18 protein-coding genes and 1 tRNA gene are annotated in these 20,078 nt (G+C 69.4%); 15 read left to right on the top strand and 4 right to left on the bottom strand.

Going from position 1 to position 20,078, the window contains the following annotated elements:
• Nucleotides 1–171 precede the first annotated feature (171 nt).
• The 6 genes from mtrA (at nucleotide 172) to secA (ending at nucleotide 8,946) form a co-directional block, all read left to right on the top strand.
• Nucleotides 172–852 (top strand): MtrAB system response regulator MtrA, encoded by a 681-nt coding sequence (mtrA, locus tag ACPEEZ_RS10200; RefSeq protein WP_423918329.1) that lies wholly within the window; start codon nucleotides 172–174, stop codon nucleotides 850–852.
• Between the two features lie 10 nt (nucleotides 853–862).
• Nucleotides 863–2,533, top strand: a complete 1,671-nt coding sequence (gene mtrB, locus ACPEEZ_RS10195) for an MtrAB system histidine kinase MtrB (protein WP_423918326.1) — start codon at nucleotides 863–865, stop codon at nucleotides 2,531–2,533.
• Entirely contained in the window at nucleotides 2,530–4,245 is a 1,716-nt protein-coding gene (locus ACPEEZ_RS10190; protein WP_423918323.1) for an LpqB family beta-propeller domain-containing protein, read from the top strand. Before mtrB ends, ACPEEZ_RS10190 begins: the two co-directional genes overlap by 4 nt.
• Before the next feature lie 117 nt (nucleotides 4,246–4,362).
• Complete coding sequence (locus ACPEEZ_RS10185) at nucleotides 4,363–5,109, top strand: ComF family protein (RefSeq protein WP_423918321.1); 747 nt, start codon at nucleotides 4,363–4,365, stop codon at nucleotides 5,107–5,109.
• 105 nt (nucleotides 5,110–5,214) lie between these two features.
• Nucleotides 5,215–5,916 (top strand): ribosome hibernation-promoting factor, HPF/YfiA family, encoded by a 702-nt coding sequence (gene hpf, locus ACPEEZ_RS10180; RefSeq protein ID WP_423918318.1) that lies wholly within the window; start codon nucleotides 5,215–5,217, stop codon nucleotides 5,914–5,916.
• Between the two features lie 195 nt (nucleotides 5,917–6,111).
• The gene (gene secA, locus ACPEEZ_RS10175; RefSeq protein WP_423918316.1) at nucleotides 6,112–8,946 is read left to right on the top strand and encodes a preprotein translocase subunit SecA; all 2,835 of its coding nucleotides are present in this window, start codon (nucleotides 6,112–6,114) and stop codon (nucleotides 8,944–8,946) included.
• 68 nt (nucleotides 8,947–9,014) lie between these two features.
• Here secA and ACPEEZ_RS10170 read toward each other — a convergent pair whose 3' ends face one another.
• Nucleotides 9,015–9,530 (bottom strand): Rv3235 family protein, encoded by a 516-nt coding sequence (locus ACPEEZ_RS10170; RefSeq protein ID WP_423918314.1) that lies wholly within the window; start codon nucleotides 9,528–9,530, stop codon nucleotides 9,015–9,017.
• A 156-nt stretch (nucleotides 9,531–9,686) separates the two neighbouring features.
• Between ACPEEZ_RS10170 and ACPEEZ_RS10165 the strand changes: the two genes are divergently transcribed.
• Complete coding sequence (locus ACPEEZ_RS10165; RefSeq protein WP_423918311.1) at nucleotides 9,687–11,180, top strand: sensor histidine kinase; 1,494 nt, start codon at nucleotides 9,687–9,689, stop codon at nucleotides 11,178–11,180.
• An 83-nt stretch (nucleotides 11,181–11,263) separates the two neighbouring features.
• Here ACPEEZ_RS10165 and ACPEEZ_RS10160 read toward each other — a convergent pair whose 3' ends face one another.
• Entirely contained in the window at nucleotides 11,264–11,512 is a 249-nt protein-coding gene (locus tag ACPEEZ_RS10160; RefSeq protein WP_119868947.1) for a WhiB family transcriptional regulator, read from the bottom strand.
• A gap of 183 nt (nucleotides 11,513–11,695) precedes the next feature.
• Between ACPEEZ_RS10160 and ACPEEZ_RS10155 the strand changes: the two genes are divergently transcribed.
• Nucleotides 11,696–12,154 (top strand): hypothetical protein, encoded by a 459-nt coding sequence (locus ACPEEZ_RS10155; protein ID WP_423918308.1) that lies wholly within the window; start codon nucleotides 11,696–11,698, stop codon nucleotides 12,152–12,154.
• Nucleotides 12,155–12,182: 28 nt separating this feature from the next.
• Here ACPEEZ_RS10155 and bcp read toward each other — a convergent pair whose 3' ends face one another.
• Nucleotides 12,183–12,656, bottom strand: a complete 474-nt coding sequence (bcp, locus tag ACPEEZ_RS10150) for a thioredoxin-dependent thiol peroxidase (RefSeq protein ID WP_423918305.1) — start codon at nucleotides 12,654–12,656, stop codon at nucleotides 12,183–12,185.
• 99 nt (nucleotides 12,657–12,755) lie between these two features.
• Here bcp and ACPEEZ_RS10145 point away from each other — a divergent pair.
• The 5 genes from ACPEEZ_RS10145 (at nucleotide 12,756) to ACPEEZ_RS10125 (ending at nucleotide 15,747) form a co-directional block, all read left to right on the top strand.
• Nucleotides 12,756–12,831 (top strand) — tRNA-Lys (locus ACPEEZ_RS10145).
• Between the two features lie 197 nt (nucleotides 12,832–13,028).
• Nucleotides 13,029–13,559, top strand: coding sequence for a DUF805 domain-containing protein (locus tag ACPEEZ_RS10140; protein ID WP_423918302.1), 531 nt, complete (start codon nucleotides 13,029–13,031; stop codon nucleotides 13,557–13,559).
• Nucleotides 13,560–13,631: 72 nt separating this feature from the next.
• Complete coding sequence (locus ACPEEZ_RS10135) at nucleotides 13,632–14,336, top strand: MSMEG_4193 family putative phosphomutase (RefSeq protein ID WP_423918300.1); 705 nt, start codon at nucleotides 13,632–13,634, stop codon at nucleotides 14,334–14,336.
• Between the two features lie 33 nt (nucleotides 14,337–14,369).
• Nucleotides 14,370–14,948 carry a DUF3090 domain-containing protein gene (locus ACPEEZ_RS10130; protein WP_423918297.1) on the top strand — a complete coding sequence of 193 codons (579 nt, stop codon included), beginning with the start codon at nucleotides 14,370–14,372 and terminating at the stop codon, nucleotides 14,946–14,948.
• Nucleotides 14,949–14,967: 19 nt separating this feature from the next.
• On the top strand, nucleotides 14,968–15,747 hold the full coding sequence (locus ACPEEZ_RS10125) for an SCO1664 family protein (RefSeq protein ID WP_423918294.1): 780 nt from the start codon (nucleotides 14,968–14,970) through the stop codon (nucleotides 15,745–15,747).
• A gap of 43 nt (nucleotides 15,748–15,790) precedes the next feature.
• Here the strand turns inward: ACPEEZ_RS10125 and ACPEEZ_RS10120 are convergent, their stop codons facing one another.
• Entirely contained in the window at nucleotides 15,791–17,335 is a 1,545-nt protein-coding gene (locus tag ACPEEZ_RS10120) for an amino acid permease (protein ID WP_423918291.1), read from the bottom strand.
• Between the two features lie 480 nt (nucleotides 17,336–17,815).
• Here ACPEEZ_RS10120 and ACPEEZ_RS10115 point away from each other — a divergent pair, with 480 nt between their 5' ends.
• Both ACPEEZ_RS10115 and ACPEEZ_RS10110 read left to right on the top strand, forming a co-directional pair.
• Entirely contained in the window at nucleotides 17,816–19,135 is a 1,320-nt protein-coding gene (locus tag ACPEEZ_RS10115) for a quaternary amine ABC transporter ATP-binding protein (protein WP_423918288.1), read from the top strand.
• Nucleotides 19,132–20,076 carry an ABC transporter permease gene (locus ACPEEZ_RS10110; protein ID WP_423918285.1) on the top strand — a complete coding sequence of 315 codons (945 nt, stop codon included), beginning with the start codon at nucleotides 19,132–19,134 and terminating at the stop codon, nucleotides 20,074–20,076. The genes ACPEEZ_RS10115 and ACPEEZ_RS10110 overlap by 4 nt, the downstream gene beginning before the upstream one ends.
• Nucleotides 20,077–20,078: the final 2 nt, after the last annotated feature.

Genomic DNA, 20,078 nt, shown 5'->3' with positions numbered 1-20,078 from the left:
CAAGCGTTCGGATCGGTCATCGTTCCCCCGGTGTGTCGACTCGCACGGTGGCCCCCACGAGTGCCTTCATGCTTCCATAGCGCGCGGGCCGGTGCCAGCTGCACCGCGCCTCCTGCACTAATCTTGGCGGGAAGCGCCGCCGCTCGAGCGGCAGAGCCGAAGACGGAGACCATGACCCCGCGCATCCTGGTGGTGGACGACGACCCCGCGCTCGCCGAGATGATCGGCATCGTGTTGCGTGCGGACGAGTTCGAACCGCATTTCTGCAGCGATGGCAGCGCCGCGCTCGACGCGTTCAAGAACGCGAGCCCCGACCTGGTGCTGCTCGACCTGATGTTGCCGGGAACGGACGGCATCGAGGTGTGCCGGCAGATCCGGGCCGAGAGCGGTGTGCCCATCATCATGCTGACGGCGAAGAGCGACACCGCCGACGTCGTGCGCGGGCTCGAGAGCGGCGCGGACGACTACGTCGTCAAGCCGTTCAACCCCAAGGAGCTGGTGGCGCGCATCCGCACCCGGCTGCGACCGGCCACCGAGCCGACCAACGACGTCCTGGCCGTCGGCGATCTCCGTCTCGACGTGGCGGCCCACGAGGTCCGCCGCGGCGACGACCTCATCGCCCTGACCCCGCTCGAGTTCGAGTTGCTGCTCGCGCTCGCGTCCAAGCCCCAGCAGGTGTTCACCCGCGAGATGCTGCTCGAACAGGTCTGGGGTTATCACTACAAGGCCGACACGCGCCTCGTGAACGTGCACGTGCAGCGTCTGCGGGCCAAGGTCGAGCACGACCCGGACAACCCGCGCATCGTGACCACCGTGCGCGGTGTCGGCTACCGCGCCGGCGCGAGCTCCTGACGGGCCCCTCGTGACCGGCCTGCGCTGGCGCACCTGGCTACCGCGACTGGCCGCGTTCTGGCGGTCGTCGCTGCAGTTCCGCACCGTGGCGATCACGGTGGTGCTGTCGGGCGTGGCCGTCACCGTCGTCGGCTCGGCGATCTCGGCGAGCATCGGCGCGAACCTGTACGACCAGCGCCGCGACCAGGTCGAGTCCGAGTCCCTGCGCGCGACCCTCCTGGCACAGAACATCTTCGACTCGGCGACGGCGACGGAGGACGCGAACCAGGTCGAGCTCGACGCGCTGCAGAACGAGGCGCAGAGCGCCATCCTCGGGTCGACGTCGAGCCCGGGCGGCACGAGCATCGCCATCCTGCGGACACCGGGTCAGAGCACGGCGCAGTCCATCCAGAACATCGCGAGCCCCGACTTCCCCGACGCGGCGATCACGTCCGAGCTGCGGCAGGCCGTCGCGGGCGACACCGACCGGCTGTCGCTGCAGCCGGTCTCGCTCGTGCTCCCGTCCGGAGGCACGGCGCCGGGCATCGCCGTCGGCTCGACCCTGCAGGTTCCCACGGCCGGGCAGTACGAGCTGTACCTCGTCTACGACCTGAGCGACGCGCAGAACACCCTCGGCTTCGTGCAACGCACCCTCGCCATCGGGTCACTCGCGCTCGTCGCGCTGATCGGTGTCATCACCTTCGTCGTCGTCCGTCTCGTGGTCGGACCGGTGCGGGTGGCTGCCGAGACGAGCCAGAAGATCGCCGCCGGGCATCTCGAGGAGCGCATCCCCGAGAAGGGCGAGGACGTCGTCGCGACACTGGGGCGCTCGTTCAACGGCATGGCCGACGCCATGCAGCGCCAGATCAGCCAGCTCGCCGAGCTCTCGCGGGTGCAGCAGCGCTTCGTCAGCGATGTCTCGCACGAGCTCCGGACGCCGCTCACCACCATCCGCCTGGCCGGGGACGTGCTGTACGACCAGCGCACCTCCTTCACGCCGTCGGCCGCCCGCACGGCCGAGCTGCTGCACACCCAGGTCGATCGCTTCGAGCTGCTGCTCGCCGACCTGCTCGAGATCTCGCGGTTCGACGCGGGTGCGGTCGAACTCGACGTGGAGGCCGTGAACGTCGTGCGACTCGTCGAGGACGGTGTGGACGAATACCGTCCGCTCGCCGACGAGGTCGGCAGCGAGATCACGATCGATGCCCGGGGCGGCTATTTCGACGCCGAGGTCGACCCTCGTCGCCTCCGCCGCATCCTGCGCAACCTGCTGGGCAATGCGATCGAGCACGGCGAGGGCGGGCCCATCGAGGTGGAGGTCGACAGCGACAGCGAGGCCGTGGCCGTGGCCGTGCGCGACCACGGCGTCGGCATGCGCCCCGAGGACGCCACCCGGGTCTTCGACCGCTTCTGGCGCGCGGACCCCTCGCGCAAGCGGACGATCGGAGGCACGGGGCTGGGGCTGTCGATCAGCACCGAGGACGCCGCGCTGCACGGCGGCCGCCTCGAGGTGTGGTCACGGCCCGGGCTCGGGTCGAGGTTCGTCGTGACGCTGCCGCGGGAGCACGGCCGACCGGCCACGACGTCGCCGCTCCGGCTGGCCCCCGCAGGCGACGACGACGACACCGACGTCGTCGTGGGCGAGCCCTGGTCGGGCGTCGTCGACCCGTGGACGATCGACGACGGAGAGGCGCACCGATGACCACGATCAGAACACTCGCGGTACCGAGGCGCCGGGCACTCGCGCGCCTCCTCTCCGTCGGGGCGGCCGCCGTCGCCATCGCCCTCGGCGCGACGGCATGCGTCGCCATCCCCGACACCGGACGGGTCGAGCAGGGCGACACGATCAGCGACAACAGCGTCAACGACTTCGTCTTCCGACCCAACGGGCCGGTGGCGGACAGCTCCCAGGAGCGCATCCTGCGCGACTTCATCGATGCGGGCACGGGCCCCCAGGACAACTACGCCGTCGCCCGGCAGTTCTTGGCGTCGTCGTTCGCCTCGACCTGGAACCCGCGGTCGAGCGTCATCATCCGACCCGGTGTCGGCAGCACGACGCGGACCGGCGACACGAAGCTCGACTACACGATCGCGAGCTCGGCCACCGTCGACGACGGCGGGCACTACGTGCCGACCGAGGACACGTCGTCCACCACGCTCGGGTTCCAGTTCGTGCAGGAGAACGGGCAATGGCGGATCAGCTCCGCCCCGGACGGGATCGTCCTCACGCCGACCGCGTTCGACTCCGTCTTCCAGGCGCACGCCGTGTACTTCTACGACCCGACCTACAAGTACCTCGTCCCCGACACGAGGTGGTTCCTCGCCCGCACATCGACCACGACCCGCATCGTCAGCGCCCTCCTGGCGGGGCCCTCGGCGTGGCTACAGGGCGCCGTGGTGTCGGCCTTCCCCGAGGGGACGCAGCTGTCGTTGAACGCCGTCACCGTCGACGACGGCACCGCCCGCGTCGACGTCACGGCGGATGCCCTGAGCGCGAGCCCGGCCGATCGCGCGCGGATGCAGGCGCAGCTCGTGGCGAGCTTCTCGACGGTCGCGACCGTGAACGCGGTCCAGCTGACGGTGCAGTCGTCGCCGATCTCCGTGCCCGACTCCGGTCTCGGGACCCCCGTCCGCGACCCCGGAGTCGATGCCAGGCCGCTCGTGCTCTCGAGCGGGCAGTTCGGTTTCGCCTCGACGAAGTCGGTCAGCGCCATACCCGGTGTCTCGTCCGCCGTCGTGGGGCTCTCGCCGACCTCGGTCGAGCTGTCCTCCGACCAGTCCTTCGCCGTCGTCGGGTCGCGGTCGGGCTCGTACTTCGCCCGTAACGACGGCAGCGCCCTGAGGGTCGACGCCCGCGAGGGCCTGGCCCCACCCGCCCTGGACGACTTCGGTTACCTCTGGTCGGCCGTCGCGACATCAGCTGGCGAGCTGACCGCGTTCGGCCCCGACGGCGTGCCGCATCCGATCGCGTCGAAGCTGACGGCGGCCGGGACGCTGGTGTCGTTCCGGCTGTCGCGCGACGGCACCCGGGCGGCGGCCCTGCTCGAAGTGGACGGGGCGAGTCGACTCGTCGTCATGGCGGTCATCCGCGACGCCCAGAAGGTGCCCACCGGGCTGGGCGACCCCCTCGAGCTGGCCGCCCCGACCGGCCGCCCCGTCGATGCGACCTGGGCGGACGAGTCGACGGTCGCCACTCTCACCGACGACGGGGACAGTTCCACGGTCACGGTGGCGGAGGTCGGGGGCGAGTCACGGTCGAGCGGCCGACTCTCGACCGACGCGGTGATGCTCGTCGGGGGGAACGGCGTCGACCGGATGCGTGTCATCACGTCGACGGGCGCCGTGCTCGAGCCGCGCGGCAGCAGTTGGCAGGGCACCGGGATCACGGCCGACCTGCTCGCCACACAGCGCTGACGAATCTTCCGACGCTGCCCGTTCTTTCCCCACCAACGGGTCCTCCACCGCCCCGCCCTCGTGCACAGGCGGGGCCTCGGTGCGGCGCGGGCCGCGACCCGGGAACGACGATGGAGCATGCCGACCTCTCTCCGTGACCCGCGCCTCCTTCGCTCGTTCGCCGCTGCCGTCCGCGAGGCGACCGGAGTCGTCTCGCCTCGCGACTGCGCGGGGTGCGGAGCGGCCGACGTGGCCCTCTGCGACCGGTGCCGCGAGCGGCTTCACCCCGCCGTGACGAGCGAACGGCTCCTGCGCGGGCCGCTCGTCGTCTCGGGGCTGCGCTACGAGCACGAAGTCCGGGAGGCGCTGCTCGCGTTCAAACAACGGGGTCGAGTCGGTCTCGCGGCGGCCCTGGCACCGGCCCTCCGGGCAGCCGTGACGCAGGCCGCCTCGGCCGCGACGGGCCCCGTCGTCGTGGTGGCCGTCCCCTCGTCGAGAGCGGGGCTGCGTCGGAGGGGATACGACCCGGTCGAGCTCGTGGCGAAGGCGGCGGGGGTGCCGCTCGAGCGGCAGGTCCTGTCGATGGCGCGGCGGCGCGGGCCGCAGAAGTCTCTCGGTCGGGGAGCGCGCGAGCGCAGCACGCACGGGTCGCTCCGATGTCGGCGACCACTCGACGGCCTCGAGGTCGTCATCGTCGACGACGTGACCACCACGGGTAGCACGGTCGTCGAGGCGGCCCGTGCCATCGGGCTCGCCGGCGGTGTCGTCGTCGCGGCCGCCTGCATCGCGTCGACACCTCTGGGCTCGGCTCGGGGCCGGGCGCATCTCGGCGTCGACGGGTCGGATCGAACAGGGGAATCACCTGTGCAGATGAACGTCTTGTGAGTTTTCCGTGACAGGGAGGTGTCGGGGTGGCTACGGTTGCGAAAAGGCGTGAAAGGACAACCGCCTGGCTCAACCGGGTGGCACGCCGAGAGCAAGGAGGTCGTCATGGAAATTTCCGTCACGGGTCGAAACGTCGGTATCACCGATCGCTTCCGCGACTACGCCACTGACAAGTCCGACAAGGTCGCGGCTCTCGCGACCAAGGCGTTGGCGCTCGAGATCAAGGTGTCGCGCCACCACGAGAAATCGGGTGGACAGGCCGGCGACGATCGAGTCGAGCTGACGCTGATCGGCCCCGGGCCGCTCGTCCGGGCCGAATCGTCGGCGGGAGACAAATACGTCGCCTTCGACCTCGCCCTGGGCCGACTGGTCGAGCGCGTCCGCCGCGCGAAGGACCGCAAGAAGGTGCACCGGGGGCAGCACCGGCCGACCTCGTTGCACGAGGCGTCCAGCGCCTCCTTCAGTGCCGTCGACGTGACACCAGCCGACGCCGAGACGATCGATCGGGTCAGGACCGGCGCCGTCGCCGTGATCGACGCCGAGCCGGCCGACGAGACGGAAGACGATTATTGTCCTGTCGTCATCCGCAAGAAGGTCTTCGCGTCGACGCCGATGACCGTGGACGACGCGCTCTACTACATGGAGCTGGTCGGTCACGATTTCTATCTCTTCATCGACGCCGAGACGGAGCGACCGAGTGTGGTCTACCGCCGGAAGGGCTGGGACTACGGCGTCATCGGCCTCGACCAGGACGCCGCCGAGCTGCAGGAGGCGGCGACGGCGTTGAAGGCAGGATTCGCGGGATAGCCCGAGACCTGCGCCGGGTCGACCGGCGCGTGCGGTGACCAGCGGCCACGGCCCGAGCGGCAGCCCTCTCACGGGGGCGACCTCTCAGGGCCGTGGCCGCTAGGCTTGCTAAAATTGCGGGCTGATCCAGGTGGATTTGTCTCAGGAGCGCGCGGCTCCCACTGCGTGCTCGACCGAATCAATGGGAGTAAACCGGTGGCCAACGTTCTCGAGAAGGTTCTGCGTGTCGGCGAGGGTCGTACCCTGCGCAGGCTCAAGGCCTATGCCAATGCCGTCAACGAACTCGAAGACGATTTCACGACGCTCACCGACGACGAGCTGAAGAACGAGACCGTCGAACTGCGCGAGCGCTATTCCAACGGCGAGTCGCTCGACGACCTCCTGCCCGAGGCCTTCGCGGCCGTCCGCGAGGCGTCCAAGCGCACCCTGGGTCTCCGCCACTTCGACGTCCAGCTCATGGGTGGCGCGGCGCTGCACCTCGGCAACATCGCCGAGATGAAGACCGGTGAGGGCAAGACGCTCGTCGCCACCACCGCCGCGTATCTGAACGCGATCGCGTCGCGCGGCGTGCACATCATCACGGTGAACGACTTCCTCGCGAGCTACCAGTCCGAGCTCATGGGTCGCGTGTTCCGCGCGCTCGGCATGACCACGGGCTGCATCCTGGCCGGGCAGACGCCGGCCGAGCGCCGCGAGCAGTACGCCGCCGACATCACGTACGGCACGAACAACGAGTTCGGCTTCGACTACCTGCGCGACAACATGGCCTGGCAGGCCCAGGACATGGTCCAGCGCGGTCACTTCTTCGCCGTCGTCGACGAGGTGGACTCGATCCTCATCGACGAGGCTCGCACGCCGCTGATCATCTCCGGCCCGTCGTCCGGCGAGGCCAACCGCTGGTTCACCGAGTTCGCCTCCGTGGCCCGCCGCCTCCAGGCCGGCACCGACTACGAGGTCGACGAGAAGAAGCGCACCGTGGGCGTGCTCGAGCCCGGCATCGAGAAGGTCGAGGACTACCTCGGCATCGACAACCTCTACGAGTCGGCCAACACGCCGCTGATCTCGTTCCTGAACAACGCGATCAAGGCCGACGCGCTGTTCAAGCGCGACAAGGACTACGTCGTCATCAACGGCGAGGTACTCATCGTCGACGAGCACACGGGCCGCATCCTGAGCGGACGTCGCTACAACGAGGGCATCCACCAGGCCATCGAGGCGAAAGAAGGGGTCGCGGTCAAGGCCGAGAACCAGACCCTCGCCACGGTGACGCTGCAGAACTACTTCCGTCTCTACAAGAAGCTCTCGGGCATGACCGGTACGGCCGAGACCGAGGCCGCCGAGTTCATGAGCACGTACAAGCTCGGCGTCGTCCCGATCCCGACCAACCGTCCCATGCAGCGCCTGGACCAGACCGACCTCGTCTACAAGAACGAGACCGCGAAGTTCGACCAGGTCGTCGAGGACATCGTCGGTCGGCACGAGAAGGGTCAGCCCGTCCTGGTCGGCACGACCAGCGTGGAGAAGAGCGAGTACCTCTCGCGGCTGCTCGCCAAGAAGGGCGTCAAGCACGAGGTCCTGAACGCGAAGAACCACGCTCGCGAGGCCGCCATCGTCGCCCAGGCCGGTCGTCTCGGCGCCGTCACGGTCGCCACCAACATGGCCGGTCGTGGTACCGACATCATGCTCGGCGGCAACGCCGAGTTCCTGGCCGTGGCCGAGATGAACGGCAAGGGCCTCAGCCCCGTCGACACCCCGGACGAGTACGAAGAGGCCTGGGACGACGTCTTCCAGGCCAAGAAGGACGAGGTGGGCACCGAGGCCGAGAAGGTCATCGAGGCCGGCGGTCTCTACGTCCTCGGCACCGAGCGCCACGAGTCGCGCCGCATCGACAACCAGCTCCGCGGTCGTAGCGGTCGACAGGGCGACCCGGGCGAGAGCCGTTTCTACCTGTCCCTGACCGACGACCTCATGCGCCTGTTCAACTCGGGTGCCGCCGAGAGCCTGATGGGCCGGGGCAACGTCCCCGACGACCTCGCGATCGAGAACAAGATCGTCGGTCGTGCCATCCGCTCCGCGCAGTCCCAGGTCGAGTCGCGAAACGCCGAGATCCGCAAGAACGTCCTCAAGTACGACGACGTCCTCAACCGCCAGCGCGAGGCCATCTACGGCGACCGGCGTCACATCCTCGAGGGTGACGACCTGAAGGACCGCACGCAGAGGTTCCTCGACGACGTCATCAACGAGGTCATCGACCAGCACACGGGCGAGGGCAGCCCCGACGACTGGGATCTCGACGCGCTGTGGACGGAGCTCCGCACGCTCTACCCCATCTCCATCACCATCGACGAGGTCATCACCGAGGCCGGTTCCAAGGGCAAGGCGACACGGGCCTTCCTCGGCCAGGAGATCCTCTCCGACGCCAAGGTCGCGTACGAGGGCCGGACCGACGACCTCGGTGAGCCCGCCATGCGTGAACTCGAGCGCCGCGTCGTCCTCTCGGTCATCGACCGCCGCTGGCGCGACCACCTCTACGAGATGGACTACCTGAAGGACGGCATCGGCCTGCGCGCCATGGCGCAGCGTGATCCGCTCGTCGAGTACCAGCGCGAGGGGTATGCCCTGTTCCAGAGCATGATGGGCCAGATCCGCGAGGAGACCGTCGGCTTCCTGTTCAACCTCGAGGTCGAGGTGCAGAACCAGGTCGGCGCCACCGAAGAGCCTCCCGTCATCGCCGCCAAGGGGCTCGGCGCCGAGCAGGCTCAGCCGCAGCTGGCCTACTCCGCCCCGAACATCGACGGCGAGGTCGAGGTGCGCGACCAGCGCGGACGTCTCGAGAAGGCCGCGACGGCCAAGGCACAACGGCAGCAGGACGAGAACGAGCGAGACGCCTCGCCCGAGATCGCAGCCGCTCGCGCCTCCTCGGGGACGCAGCAGGCGCCCGGCAAGGTGGGCGCCTTCGGGCAGAAGACCGGCGGCGACGCCGCACCGGTGAATCGCGCAGAGCGTCGAGCCGCCGAGAAGAAGCGCTGAGTCGGTTCGACCACACACGACGGAACCCCGGGGGAGCACCCCGGGGTTCCGTCGTCTCTGCCGCGCACTCAGAGCACGTGGACGGCGGATGCGCGCCAGCGTCCCTCGATGCCTTCGAGGCGAAGGGCGACCGCGCGGCTCCTCCCGCGGCTGTGCAACACGACGACGGCTTCGACGACGCCGTCGGCCGGCTGGCACAGGCGGACCGGCCCCGAGGCGAGGGCCGGGCGGACGGCGCTGCGGCCGTGAGCGGAGCGGGCGCGACGAGCCAGGGAGACCCGCTTGGCGACGTGCCGGTAGACATCGTCGGTCACCCACCGGGCGATCTGATCGAGGTCGCGGACCCCGGCGAGGATCTCGACGATGCTCCGTGCCAGGTGGCGGCACATCGGCTCGGGGTCGGGAAGGGACCGGCCCGAGAGCGATCGCGGAGCGGATCGCACGTCTACCGGGCCCGCGTCGTCGGCGTTCGACGGGACAGGACGCAGGTGGTTCGGTGGCGTCGGACCGATCGGGTCTTCGGCGCGGTCCGGTCTGGCGCTCGTCTTGTCGACGAAGGCGGCCGCGAGGTGGTGTGAGGTCACGTGTAGGGACTTTCTGTATCGAACGGATCGGTGTCGAACGGATCTCGGGTGTATTCCAAACATATGACATTGCATATTTGTCTGGGGAACGACACGTCGGTCTGTGGATAAGTCGGCCGCGACGGGGAGCGACCGGCCTCGACCTAGACTGGTCGGGTGTCGACGCTCAGTGATCTCGTCCTGGCCCAAGGCCGTTCCAGTGAGGCCGACGTGGAGTGGCTCCACCTGCTGGTGGGTGACTGGCAGTTGCTCGCCGACCTCGCCTTCGCCGACATCGTCCTGTGGGTGCCCACGCAATCCGACAGCTTCGTCGCCGTCGCGCACGCGCGCCCGTCCAGCTCGGCGACGCTGTTCTACCGCGACTTCGTCGGTCAGGAGGTGCGGTCCGAGTGGCGCGCGCAGGTCGACGCCGCCTTCAGCACGACACGCATCGTCGACTCGGCCGCGCCCGACTGGTACGAGGAGACCCCCACGCGGGTTCGTGCCGTCCCCGTGCTCCGTCGCCTCGGGGCGAGCCGCCCCGACGTCACGGAGGCACCCATCGCCGTCATCACCCGGCACACCAATCTCAGCGAGGCGCGCACCCCGAGCCGTCAGGAGCTGACCTTCAACCAGTGCGCCAACGACCTGTTCGCCATGATCGCCGCCGGCGACTTCCCCGACCTCGGCGCACCGACCGGGCCCCGTCGCGGCGCGCCCCGCGCCTCCGATGGTCTCCTCCGTCTCGACGTCGACGGCATGGTCACGTTCGCGAGCCCGAACGGTCTCTCGGCCTTCAACCGGATGGGTTTCGCCGGCGAACTCGAGGGGGAGTCCCTGGCCGAGGTGACGACGGGTCTCCTCGCCGGCAAGCTCGTCGTCGACGAGTCGCTCCCTCTCGTGGTCACCGGTCGGGCGCCGTGGCGCACCGACATCGAGGCGAAGGGCGTCACCGTGTCGCTCCGGGCGATCCCGTTGCGCGACCGGGGTGAGCGGGTGGGCGCGATCGTGCTCTGCCGCGACGTGACCGAGCTGCGTCACCAGGAGCGCGAGCTCATCACCAAGGACGCGACCATCCGCGAGATCCACCACCGGGTCAAGAACAACCTGCAGACCGTGGCGTCCCTGCTCCGCATCCAGGCACGGCGGACCCGCACCGATGTGGCGCGCGAGGCGTTGACCCAGGCCATGCGCCGGGTCGCCTCGATCGCGGTCGTCCACGACACCCTGTCCGAGGGGCTCAGTCAGAACGTCGACTTCGACACGGTCTTCGATCGGGTGCTGATGCTCATCGCGGAGGTCGCCTCGAGCCACAACACCACCGTGCGTCCGACCTTCACGGGCAGCTTCGGCGCCCTGCCGAGCGAGTACGCGACACCGCTCGCCCTCGCGCTGACCGAGCTCGTGACGAACGCCGTCGAGCACGGGCTCGACGGACGCGACGGCGAGGTCGAGATCGTCGCCGAGCGCACCGACGAGCAACTCATCGTCAAGGTCCGAGACAATGGCGTGGGCTTGCCCGAGGGCAAGGTCGGTTCGGGCCTTGGAACGCAGATCGTCCGGACCCTGATCCAGGGTGAGCTGAGCGGGACGATCGACTGGCACACGCTCGTGGGCAGCGGGACCGAGGTCACCATCGAGGTGCCGTTCCGGTGGCGCGCGACGAGCTGAGACGGCGCCTGCCGGCGTCGACATGACGAACGGCCGCTCCTGCGAGAGGAGCGGCCGTTCGTCGATGAATGGTCGGTGCGAGCCTAGGAGGCGCGGCGAGCGCGAGCAGCGCGGCGCTTGAGGGCGCGACGCTCGTCTTCGCTCAGGCCACCCCAGACGCCGGAGTCCTGGCTGGTCTCCAGCGCGTACTGGAGGCAGGTCTCGGTCACGGTGCATCGGCCGCAGACAGCCTTCGCCTTGTCGATCTGGTCGACAGCCGGACCGGTGTTGCCGACCGGGAAGAACAGCTCCGGGTCGGCCGTCAGGCAGGCGGCTTTGTCACGCCAATCCATCGATGGGTACTCCTTAAATGCTGAACCGGCGCAACGAAGCGCGTGATTCCGGGTGGGGGAAAGAAAGTCATGTCAGACTTTGAACCTGTGGGAGGCACGCACGACCGTGTGCGCGTCACTTCGACCTCGAATATGGTCGCATACTGATACGGCCAAATCAAGGATTTCCAAGGAGTCTCACGCGTGACCCAGGCACCCGATTTCGATCCCGCCGAGGCGACCGACCGGTCTGCCAGGCGTCGTCGACCGGCCCCCGTCTGGGCCCTCGTGGCCATCGTGACGGCCGAGTTTCTCGTCCTGCTCGCCGCGGTGATCTTTCTCGTGGTCGAGTTGCTGATCGCTCGGCCCGATTCCTATGCGTCAGCTGTCGCCGTTCTGGTGCTCACCGTGATCGCCTGTGCGTGGGTCGGCGCCATCGTCGTCGGCGTTCTCCGCGGGCGGGCCTGGAGCCGGGCCGGCGCCATCACGTGGCAGGTGTTGCAGATCGCCGTCGGGTTCGGCTCGTTCGGCGGCGCGTTCGCGAACATCCCGCTCGGCTGGTGGCTGATCGCGCCGGCGGTGCTCGTGATCGTGCTGCTGTTCGTCCCGTCGGTCGTCGCCGTGACATCGGCCCGAGACGAGCACGGCCCGCGCGTCTTCTGACGAGCGGGCCGCGGTTCGTCGGCCTGCGTCAGGCGTCGAGGCCGAGCTTCTTGCGCAGCGACGCCACGTGCCCGGTGGCCTTGACGTTGTAGAGCGGCAGTTCGATCGCGCCGCCCTCGTCGACGACGAACGTCGAACGGATGGTGCCCGTCACGATGCGGCCGTAGTTGTTCTTCTCGCCGTAGGCCCCGTACGCCTTGTGGACCGTGAGGTCGGGGTCGCTCAGCAGAGGGAAGTTCAGCCCCTGCTCGTCGCGGAACGTCTGCAGAGCGGCAGGCTCGTCCTTCGAGACGCCCAGCACCTGGTAGCCGGACGACTTCAACGAGTTGATGTTGTCCCTGAAGTCGCACGCCTCGGTCGTGCAGCCGGGCGTCGAGGCGGCCGGGTAGAAGTACACGATCACCTTCTGGCCGGCGTAGTCGGCCAACGAGACGGGCGAGCCGCTCTCGTCGTCCAGTGTGAAGGTCGGCGCCTGGGCGCCCTTGTCGAGCTTGGTGGTCATGGTGCTCCCAATCGATGGCGCCGCGGAGGGCACCGGGTGTTCAAACGAGGTCGAAACTCATGCTAATGTTGATCCTCGTTGCGGGGCTGGTCCCGCGAAGCACCTCTAGCTCAATTGGCAGAGCAACTGACTCTTAATCAGTGGGTTCTCGGTTCAAGTCCGAGGGGGTGCACCAAGGCCCGGTCCGTCATGGACCGGGCTTTTTTCTGTGCCCAGGGGTCCAAGGTCGACGACGGGCATGGGCGGCGTGGGTGACGACGGCACCCAGAGCCGACCCCGACGGCACCCTGGTACGACGTCGCGCGTCGCGGCCGTCCGTAGCGTCGGTCTCCGATGGTCACGACCGGTGGCCGACGAATCGGAAAGGCTCCCATGTCCTCCCTGTCGCAACCCGAACCCCTCTCCCTCGCCCAGCCCCTTCCCGGCGCGACGATCGGTCAGTCCGTGTCCCGGTTCTGGCGCAAGTACGCCACGTTCACCGGCCGCGCGAGTCGCAGCGAGTACTGGTGGTGGTACCTCGTCGCCGTCGTCGTCAACGTCGTGCTCAGCTCGTTGGGGCGTCTCGACGGTGCGGCAGGCCAGACCTTCCAGACACTCTCGGTGATCTGGGGTGTCGCCATCTTCGTCCCGACCCTGGCTCTGCTCTGGCGCCGCCTGCACGACACGGGTCGCAGCGGTCTCTGGGCCCTCGCCCCGATCGTCCTCGCCGCCGTCGGTGGCGTCCTGCTCGTGGTCGGCGCCTTCGCCCTGCACGTCGCCAGCGCGGGCGAGGGGTCCGTCGTCCCCGGCGGCATCGTCTTCGCGCTCGCCGGCATCGCCCTCGTCGCGTCCCTCGTGATCGTCTTCGTGCTGACCCTGCTGCCCTCGCACCCGTCCGGCGCCCGCTTCGACCGCCGGTACTGAGCACGCGCCGGACGCACGCGCCGGACGCGAGCGCCGGACGCATCCTCGGGGACGGCACCTAGGCTGACCCGCATGGGAACCGTCATCATCGTCCGGCACGGACGCACCTCGGCCAACGCGAGCGGCATCCTCGCCGGGCGCACCCCGGGCGTGCTGCTCGACGAGGTCGGGCGCGAGCAGGCCCGTCGCACGGGCGAGCGTGTCGCCGTCGTCCCGGTCGCCGCCGTCGTCACGAGCCCGCTCGAGCGCTGCCGGGAGACCGCGGCGGCCCTGCTCGACCGCTACGACACGGCCCCCGAGCTGATCGTCGACGACGACCTCTCGGAGTGCGACTACGGCGAGTGGCAGGGGCGCCCGCTGGCCGAGCTCGCGGCCGATCCGCTCTGGCCGACCGTCCAGCGCCAGCCGTCGGCCGTCGTCTTCCCCGGCGGGGAGTCGATGGCGTTCATGCAGTCCCGGGCCGTGTCCGCCATCAGGAGGCGCGACGCCGCCCTCGAGGCAGAGCACGGACCCGGCGTGGTCTGGGTCGCCGTCAGCCACGGGGACATCATCAAATCGGTGCTGGCCGACGCGCTCGGGCTGCACCTGGATCTCTTCCAGCGCATCGCCGTCGGGCCCGCGTCCGTCTCCATCGTGCGCTACGGGGCGGAGCGACCCGAGGTCGTCGCGACCAACACCGAGGCGGGCGACCTGGCCTGGCTCCGGTCGGCGGGCCCTGCGGGCGACGCCCCGGTCGGAGGAGGGGCGGGTCGGCCGACCGCGGCACCGGCTGTCTGAGAACCCTCCGCCGAGCGCTCGTACACTCGACTCATGCCCACCATCGTCCACGGGTTCGACTGGCCTGATCGTGTCGTCGTCGGCACCATCGGCAGCCCCGGTTCACGCTCGTTCTACCTGCAGGCCCGGACCGGGCCGCGTGTCGTCAGCGTCGCGCTCGAGAAGGAGCAGTCCGCCCTCCTGGCCCGGGGCATCGACGAGATCCTGGACGACCTGCGCGCGACGGACGGCAACCCCGCCAACGTGCCCGAGCTGACTCCCGTCGAACTCATCGACGACGCCCCGCTCGACCAACCGGTCGAGCCCGAGTTCCGTGTCGGTGCCATGACGCTCGGCTGGGACCCGTCGACCGTCCAGATCGTGATCGAGGTGTACCCGCTCGTCGACGTCGAGCAGGGCGACCCGGACGACGACGGTCTGGTCGTCGATCTCGACGCGGCCGCGGCCCTCGAGCCGGCCGAGATGGTGTCGATCCGCATCCCGGTCGGCACGGCCAGAGCCTTCACGAAGCGCACACTGGAGGTCGTCGGTGCAGGCCGACCGCTCTGCCCGCTGTGCGGCGCGCCGATGGACCCCGACGGGCACGTCTGCGGCCGACCCGACGACCTCTGATGTCGGAGCATCGCCGCTGATGCCGCAGCACGATCCGACCGGTCTCGACGGCGACCTGTCGCTGACCGGGCGCATCACCACCGCCTCCAACGCGACCTTCCTCGGCGAGATCTCGGGCGTTCCCGTCGTCTACAAGCCGATCGCGGGGGAGCGTCCGCTCTGGGACTTCCCCGACGGCGATCTCGCGAGCCGCGAGGTCGCGGCGTACCTGGTCTCGGCCGACCTCGGCTGGGACATCGTGCCGCCGACCTGGTTGAGGGACGGCCCACTCGGCCCGGGCATGGTGCAGGTCTGGCGCGACATCGATCCTGACCACCCGGCGGTCGATCTGGTGCCGGCCGAGGACGTGCCCGCGTCGGGTTGGCGCACCGTCCTCGAGGGCGACGACGAGAACGACGACCCGGTCGCCCTGATCCATGAGGACACGCCGGCCCTCCGCCGGATGGCCGTCTTCGACGTGGTCGTCAACAACGCCGATCGCAAGGGTGCGCACGTGCTCGCGATGGCCGGCGGGCACCGTCACGGCGTCGACCACGGACTCACGTTCCATGCCGAGCACAAACTCCGCACGGTCCTCTGGGGCTGGATCGGCGACGAGCTGACGTCGGACGAGATCGAAGGTCTCACGCGCCTCCGGGGTCATCTCTCGCCGGATCACGACCTAGGTGCCGCCCTCGCGAGCCTGATCACGACCGCCGAGCTCGAGGCCTTCGGCGAGCGCTGCCGCGCTCTCGTCGAGGCCGCGTGCTTCCCGGCGCCGAGCGGCTCCTCGTCCGCGGTGCCGTGGCCGCTGTTCTGACCACGGCACCGTCCTGACGAGCGGGTGCCCTCCCGAAGAGGTGCTAGGCCGAGTCGCCGTCGCGCGGCACCTGGGCCGACGAATCACGGCCGGTGACGGGGTAGGACCCGGTCATGCCCTCGCGCAGCTGGGCGGCGGCCAGGATGCGATCGCGCTGGAGGAACCAGCCGAGCACGAGCAAGGGGATGATGATCACGAGCGACATCACCGTGAACGATCCGATCGGCCAGTCGATGGCCATCAGCACGATGACGGCCACCAAGAAGGCGAGCGTCAGCCAGCTGGTCACGGGCGCGCCGGGCAACCGGAACGAGGGCTCCTTCGCCTTGCCCTGCTTGGCCCACTGCCGCAGGCGCATCTGACAGAGGATGATCGTGCCCCAGGCGGTCAGGATGCCGAGCGACGCGATGTTCAGCACGATCTCGAACGCCGCACTCGCTCCGACGGCGGCGTTCAGCCCGACCCCGAGCAGCGTGATGCCGGCGGTCAGCAGGATGCCGCCGTAGGGCACCCCGCCCTTCGACATGACGGTGGTGAACTTCGGTGCCGAGCCGTTCATGCCCATGGAGTGCAGCACGCGGCCGGTCGAGTACAGGCCCGCGTTGAGGCTCGAGAGGGCGGCCGTCACGACCACGAAGTTCATGATCGACCCGGCGATCTCTCCCGCCTGCGGGTTGCCGATGCTGCCGAAGAACGTCACGAACGGGCTCTGTCCGGCCTTGTAGGCCGTGTACGGCAGCAACAGAGAGAGCAGCACGAGCGACCCGACGTAGAAGACCGCGATGCGGATGATCACGGTGTTGATCGCGCGCGGCACGACCTTCTCCGGGTTCTGCGTCTCGCCCGAGGCCGTGCCGACCAGCTCGATGGCGGCGTAGGCGAACACGACGCCCTGCACGACGATGACGGCGGGCAGCAGACCGTTCGGCAGGATGCCCGACGACGCGATCACCGACCAGCCGGTGTTCACCGCCTCGCCGTCGTGCGTGACGGGGAAGGCGGCGGCGAGCCAGACGACGCCCACGATCAAGAAGATGACGAGGGCGGCGACCTTGATGATGGCGAACCAGAACTCCATCTCGCCGAACACCTTCACGGCGAGCAGGTTGACGGTCAGCACGACGGCGAGGGCGACGAGCGCCAGCAGCCACTCGGGCGCGACGGTGAAGGCCTTCCAGTACTGGAGGTAGAGCGCGACGGCCGTCGTGTCGACGATGGCGGTCATCGCCCAGTTCAGGAAGTACATCCAGCCGGCGGCGTAGGCGAACTTCTCGCCGAAGAACTCGCGCGCGTACGACACGAACGACCCCGACGAGGGGCGGTGCAGCACGAGCTCGCCGAGCGCCCGCAGGATGAAGAACGCGAACACGCCGCAGACGGCGAAGACGATCGCGAGGGCAGGGCCCGCGCTCGCCAGTCGGCCGCCGGCGCCGAGGAAGAGCCCCGTCCCGATCGCACCGCCGATGGCGATCATCTGCAGCTGCCGTGGCTTCAGACCGTGCTGGAACCCCTGCTGCTCGTGCGAGAAGTCTTGGGGGACATGGGTGTCGGGGGCGGAGGAACCATCCGCAGTCGAGGGACTCGTCATCCCGTGACCCTACCCTTCGGCTCGACCCCGTCGATACCCCGATCCGGCGGGCCGCCGAAGCCCCCTCGGGCCCCGGAGGCGCGGGTCGACATCACCTGTCGTGTAACGAAATGGACACGATGGAGATCCCTGCCAGCATGGGGATCGGAGCGGATCGGGGTACACGATCGGTCCCCGATTCCGCCGGACCGGATTAGTCGACGACCAGTCTGTTCGGTACGGTCGTCGAGGCCCGATCACCTCGGGTCCGCCCTCATCAGGACGCGCCGACCGCTGGTTCGAGTCACCTCGGAGCCCGGTCGTCGTACGGTCTGGTGGCGCCGGCGCCGGCCCCATGGCCAGCCCAGCGGAGCACCCGGTTCGCCCTGCCGATCACGCAGCGCTTGAGCCGAGACGTCCGCACGTGCCGCCGACCCGTTCGACCGACACGAACACGACGTCGGCCGACCCCGGCCGCACGTCGTGCCTGCCTGGAGTGCCATGCCAACGACCCCCGCCGTCCGCGCCACCAACCTGTACAAGGTGTTCGGACGCCGCCCGAAGGACGTCGTGACCCGACTCGAGAAGGGGGCCGGTCGCGACGAGACCGCCGCCCTCGGGACGGCCGCCGTCATCGACGCCTCGTTCGACGTCCGACCCGGCGAGATCTTCGTCGTGATGGGCCTCTCGGGCTCCGGCAAGTCGACGCTGATCCGCATGCTGAACGGCCTGCTCGAGCCGACGTCCGGCTCGGTCGAGATCGCTGGGCAGGGGATATCGGACGTGCCCGCCGCACGGCTCCGCGAGGTGCGCCGCCGCAACGTCTCGATGGTGTTCCAGCACTTCGCGCTCCTGCCGCACCGCACCGTGCTCGACAACGTGGCGTACGGCCTCGAAGTGCAGGGAGTACCGAAGGCGAAGCGCCTCGAGAAGGCCCGCGAGGTCACCGAGATCGTCGGTCTCCGCGGCTGGGAGGACAAGCTGCCGAACGAGCTGTCCGGCGGCATGCAGCAGCGCGTCGGCCTGGCCCGGGCGCTCGCCGCCGAGACCGACATCCTGCTGATGGACGAGGCCTTCTCGGCCCTCGACCCGCTCATCCGGCGGGAGATGCAGGAGCAGCTGATCGAGCTGCAGGCCAAGCTCGGCAAGACCATCGTCTTCATCACGCACGACCTGAACGAGGCCATGTTCCTCGGCGACCGCATCGCGGTCATGCGCGACGGCCGCATCGTGCAGATCGGCACGCCCGAGGACATCCTGACCGACCCCGCGAACGACTACGTCGCGCAGTTCGTGCAGGACGTCGACCGGGCGCGCGTACTCACCGCCTCGAGTGTGATGGAGCCGGCCCGCGCGGTCGTCCCGCTCACCGTCGGCCCCCGCGGCGCGCTCCGCACCCTGCGCGATCTGCAGACGGCCGCCGTGTTCGTGCTCGGCCGTGACCGCACCCTGCTCGGCTGGGTCCGCGACCGCCACGTCATGCGCCAGGTCAAGTCGAACGACACCGACCTCGAGTCGATCGTGAACACCGACTTCGCGAAGGTCGGACCGGACGCCGCCCTGGTCGACCTGTTCGAACTGGCCGTCGAGAGTCCCCTGCCGATCGCCGTGGTCGACGACCGGGACCGCCTCATCGGGGTCATCCCGCGGGTGACACTGCTCGCCGCGCTCGGCAACGTCGACACGACGACGTCGCCGATCCCGGTGCTCGAGCCGGTGACCCGCTTCTCGGACAGCGAGCTCGACGAGACCCTCGCCTCCATCGCTCCGGCCACGGCCTCGGCCACCTCCGCCATGACCATCGAGGGAGAGACCCGATGAACGACATCCTCCGTATCCCGTTCGGCTCCTGGGTCGACGCGCTCGTCACGTGGATCACCACCCACGTCAGCGGTGTCTTCGACGTGATCCAGGTCGTCTTCACCTTCTTCTACGAATGGGTCGAGTTCTTCCTCTCCGCTCCGCCGTTCTGGGTGATCGTGCTTGTCGTCGCGGCACTCGCATTCGTCGCACGCGGCTGGAAGTTCGCGGTCGGCTCCGCGGTCGGCCTCCTGCTGATCAGCTCGGTGAACCAGTGGGACAACGCCATGGCGACGCTCGCGCTCGTGCTCGTCGCCGGTGCGCTCGCCATCGCCCTGAGCATCCCGATCGGGGTGCTCGCGGCGAAGTCGCGCGTCGCGTCGCAGATCATCCGTCCCGTCCTGGACTTCATGCAGACCACCCCCGCGTTCGTCTACCTGATCCCCGCTCTACTGCTCTTCCGGGTCGGCGTCGTGCCGGGCATCGTCGCGACCGTCGTGTTCGCGATCGCCCCCGGGGTGCGGCTCACCGAGCTGGGAATCCGCGGCGTCGACAGCGAGGTCGTGGAGGCCGGGCACGCGTTCGGCTCGTCGCCGTGGCGCATCCTCCGTCAGATCCAGCTCCCGCTCGCCCGGCCGAGCATCATGGCCGGCGTCAACCAGGTGATCATGCTGTCGCTCTCGATGGTCGTCATCGCGGGCATGGTCGGCGCGGGCGGTCTCGGCGGCGACATCGTCGCGAGCCTCAACCGCATCGACGTCGGGCTCGGGGCCGAGGCGGGTGTCTCGGTCGTGATCCTCGCGATCATCCTCGACCGCCTGACCGCGTCCCTCGGAGCGGACCGTCGTCCGCGCCGTCGTCCGGCGTCGTCCGCACCCGCGACGACCTCGACCCCGACGGGCACCGAGGAGGCGCCGGCTGCGACCGCCGACCGGCGCGAGCCCCAGCCCGCCTCCGTCTAGAC

This window comes from Frigoribacterium sp. 2-23, from assembly GCF_049601585.1.
In the GTDB taxonomy this organism is placed as follows: Bacteria; Actinomycetota; Actinomycetes; order Actinomycetales; family Microbacteriaceae; genus Frigoribacterium.
The sequence above is the reverse complement of the archived record's forward strand: the minus strand, read 5'-3'. Positions and strand labels throughout refer to the sequence as shown.

What these genes read in the sequence shown, in the direction of transcription:
- mtrA (WP_423918329.1), top strand. Translation starts at nt 172, where the DNA reads ATGACCCCGCGCATCCTGGTGGTGGACGACGACCCCGCGCTCGCCGAG.
- ACPEEZ_RS10190 (WP_423918323.1), top strand. Translation starts at nt 2,530, where the DNA reads ATGACCACGATCAGAACACTCGCGGTACCGAGGCGCCGGGCACTCGCG.
- ACPEEZ_RS10185 (WP_423918321.1), top strand. Translation starts at nt 4,363, where the DNA reads ATGCCGACCTCTCTCCGTGACCCGCGCCTCCTTCGCTCGTTCGCCGCT.
- hpf (WP_423918318.1), top strand. Translation starts at nt 5,215, where the DNA reads ATGGAAATTTCCGTCACGGGTCGAAACGTCGGTATCACCGATCGCTTC.
- ACPEEZ_RS10160 (WP_119868947.1), bottom strand. Translation starts at nt 11,512, where the DNA reads ATGGATTGGCGTGACAAAGCCGCCTGCCTGACGGCCGACCCGGAGCTG.
- bcp (WP_423918305.1), bottom strand. Translation starts at nt 12,656, where the DNA reads ATGACCACCAAGCTCGACAAGGGCGCCCAGGCGCCGACCTTCACACTG.
- ACPEEZ_RS10140 (WP_423918302.1), top strand. Translation starts at nt 13,029, where the DNA reads ATGTCCTCCCTGTCGCAACCCGAACCCCTCTCCCTCGCCCAGCCCCTT.
- ACPEEZ_RS10135 (WP_423918300.1), top strand. Translation starts at nt 13,632, where the DNA reads ATGGGAACCGTCATCATCGTCCGGCACGGACGCACCTCGGCCAACGCG.
- ACPEEZ_RS10130 (WP_423918297.1), top strand. Translation starts at nt 14,370, where the DNA reads ATGCCCACCATCGTCCACGGGTTCGACTGGCCTGATCGTGTCGTCGTC.
- ACPEEZ_RS10125 (WP_423918294.1), top strand. Translation starts at nt 14,968, where the DNA reads ATGCCGCAGCACGATCCGACCGGTCTCGACGGCGACCTGTCGCTGACC.
- ACPEEZ_RS10120 (WP_423918291.1), bottom strand. Translation starts at nt 17,335, where the DNA reads ATGACGAGTCCCTCGACTGCGGATGGTTCCTCCGCCCCCGACACCCAT.
- ACPEEZ_RS10115 (WP_423918288.1), top strand. Translation starts at nt 17,816, where the DNA reads ATGCCAACGACCCCCGCCGTCCGCGCCACCAACCTGTACAAGGTGTTC.
- ACPEEZ_RS10110 (WP_423918285.1), top strand. Translation starts at nt 19,132, where the DNA reads ATGAACGACATCCTCCGTATCCCGTTCGGCTCCTGGGTCGACGCGCTC.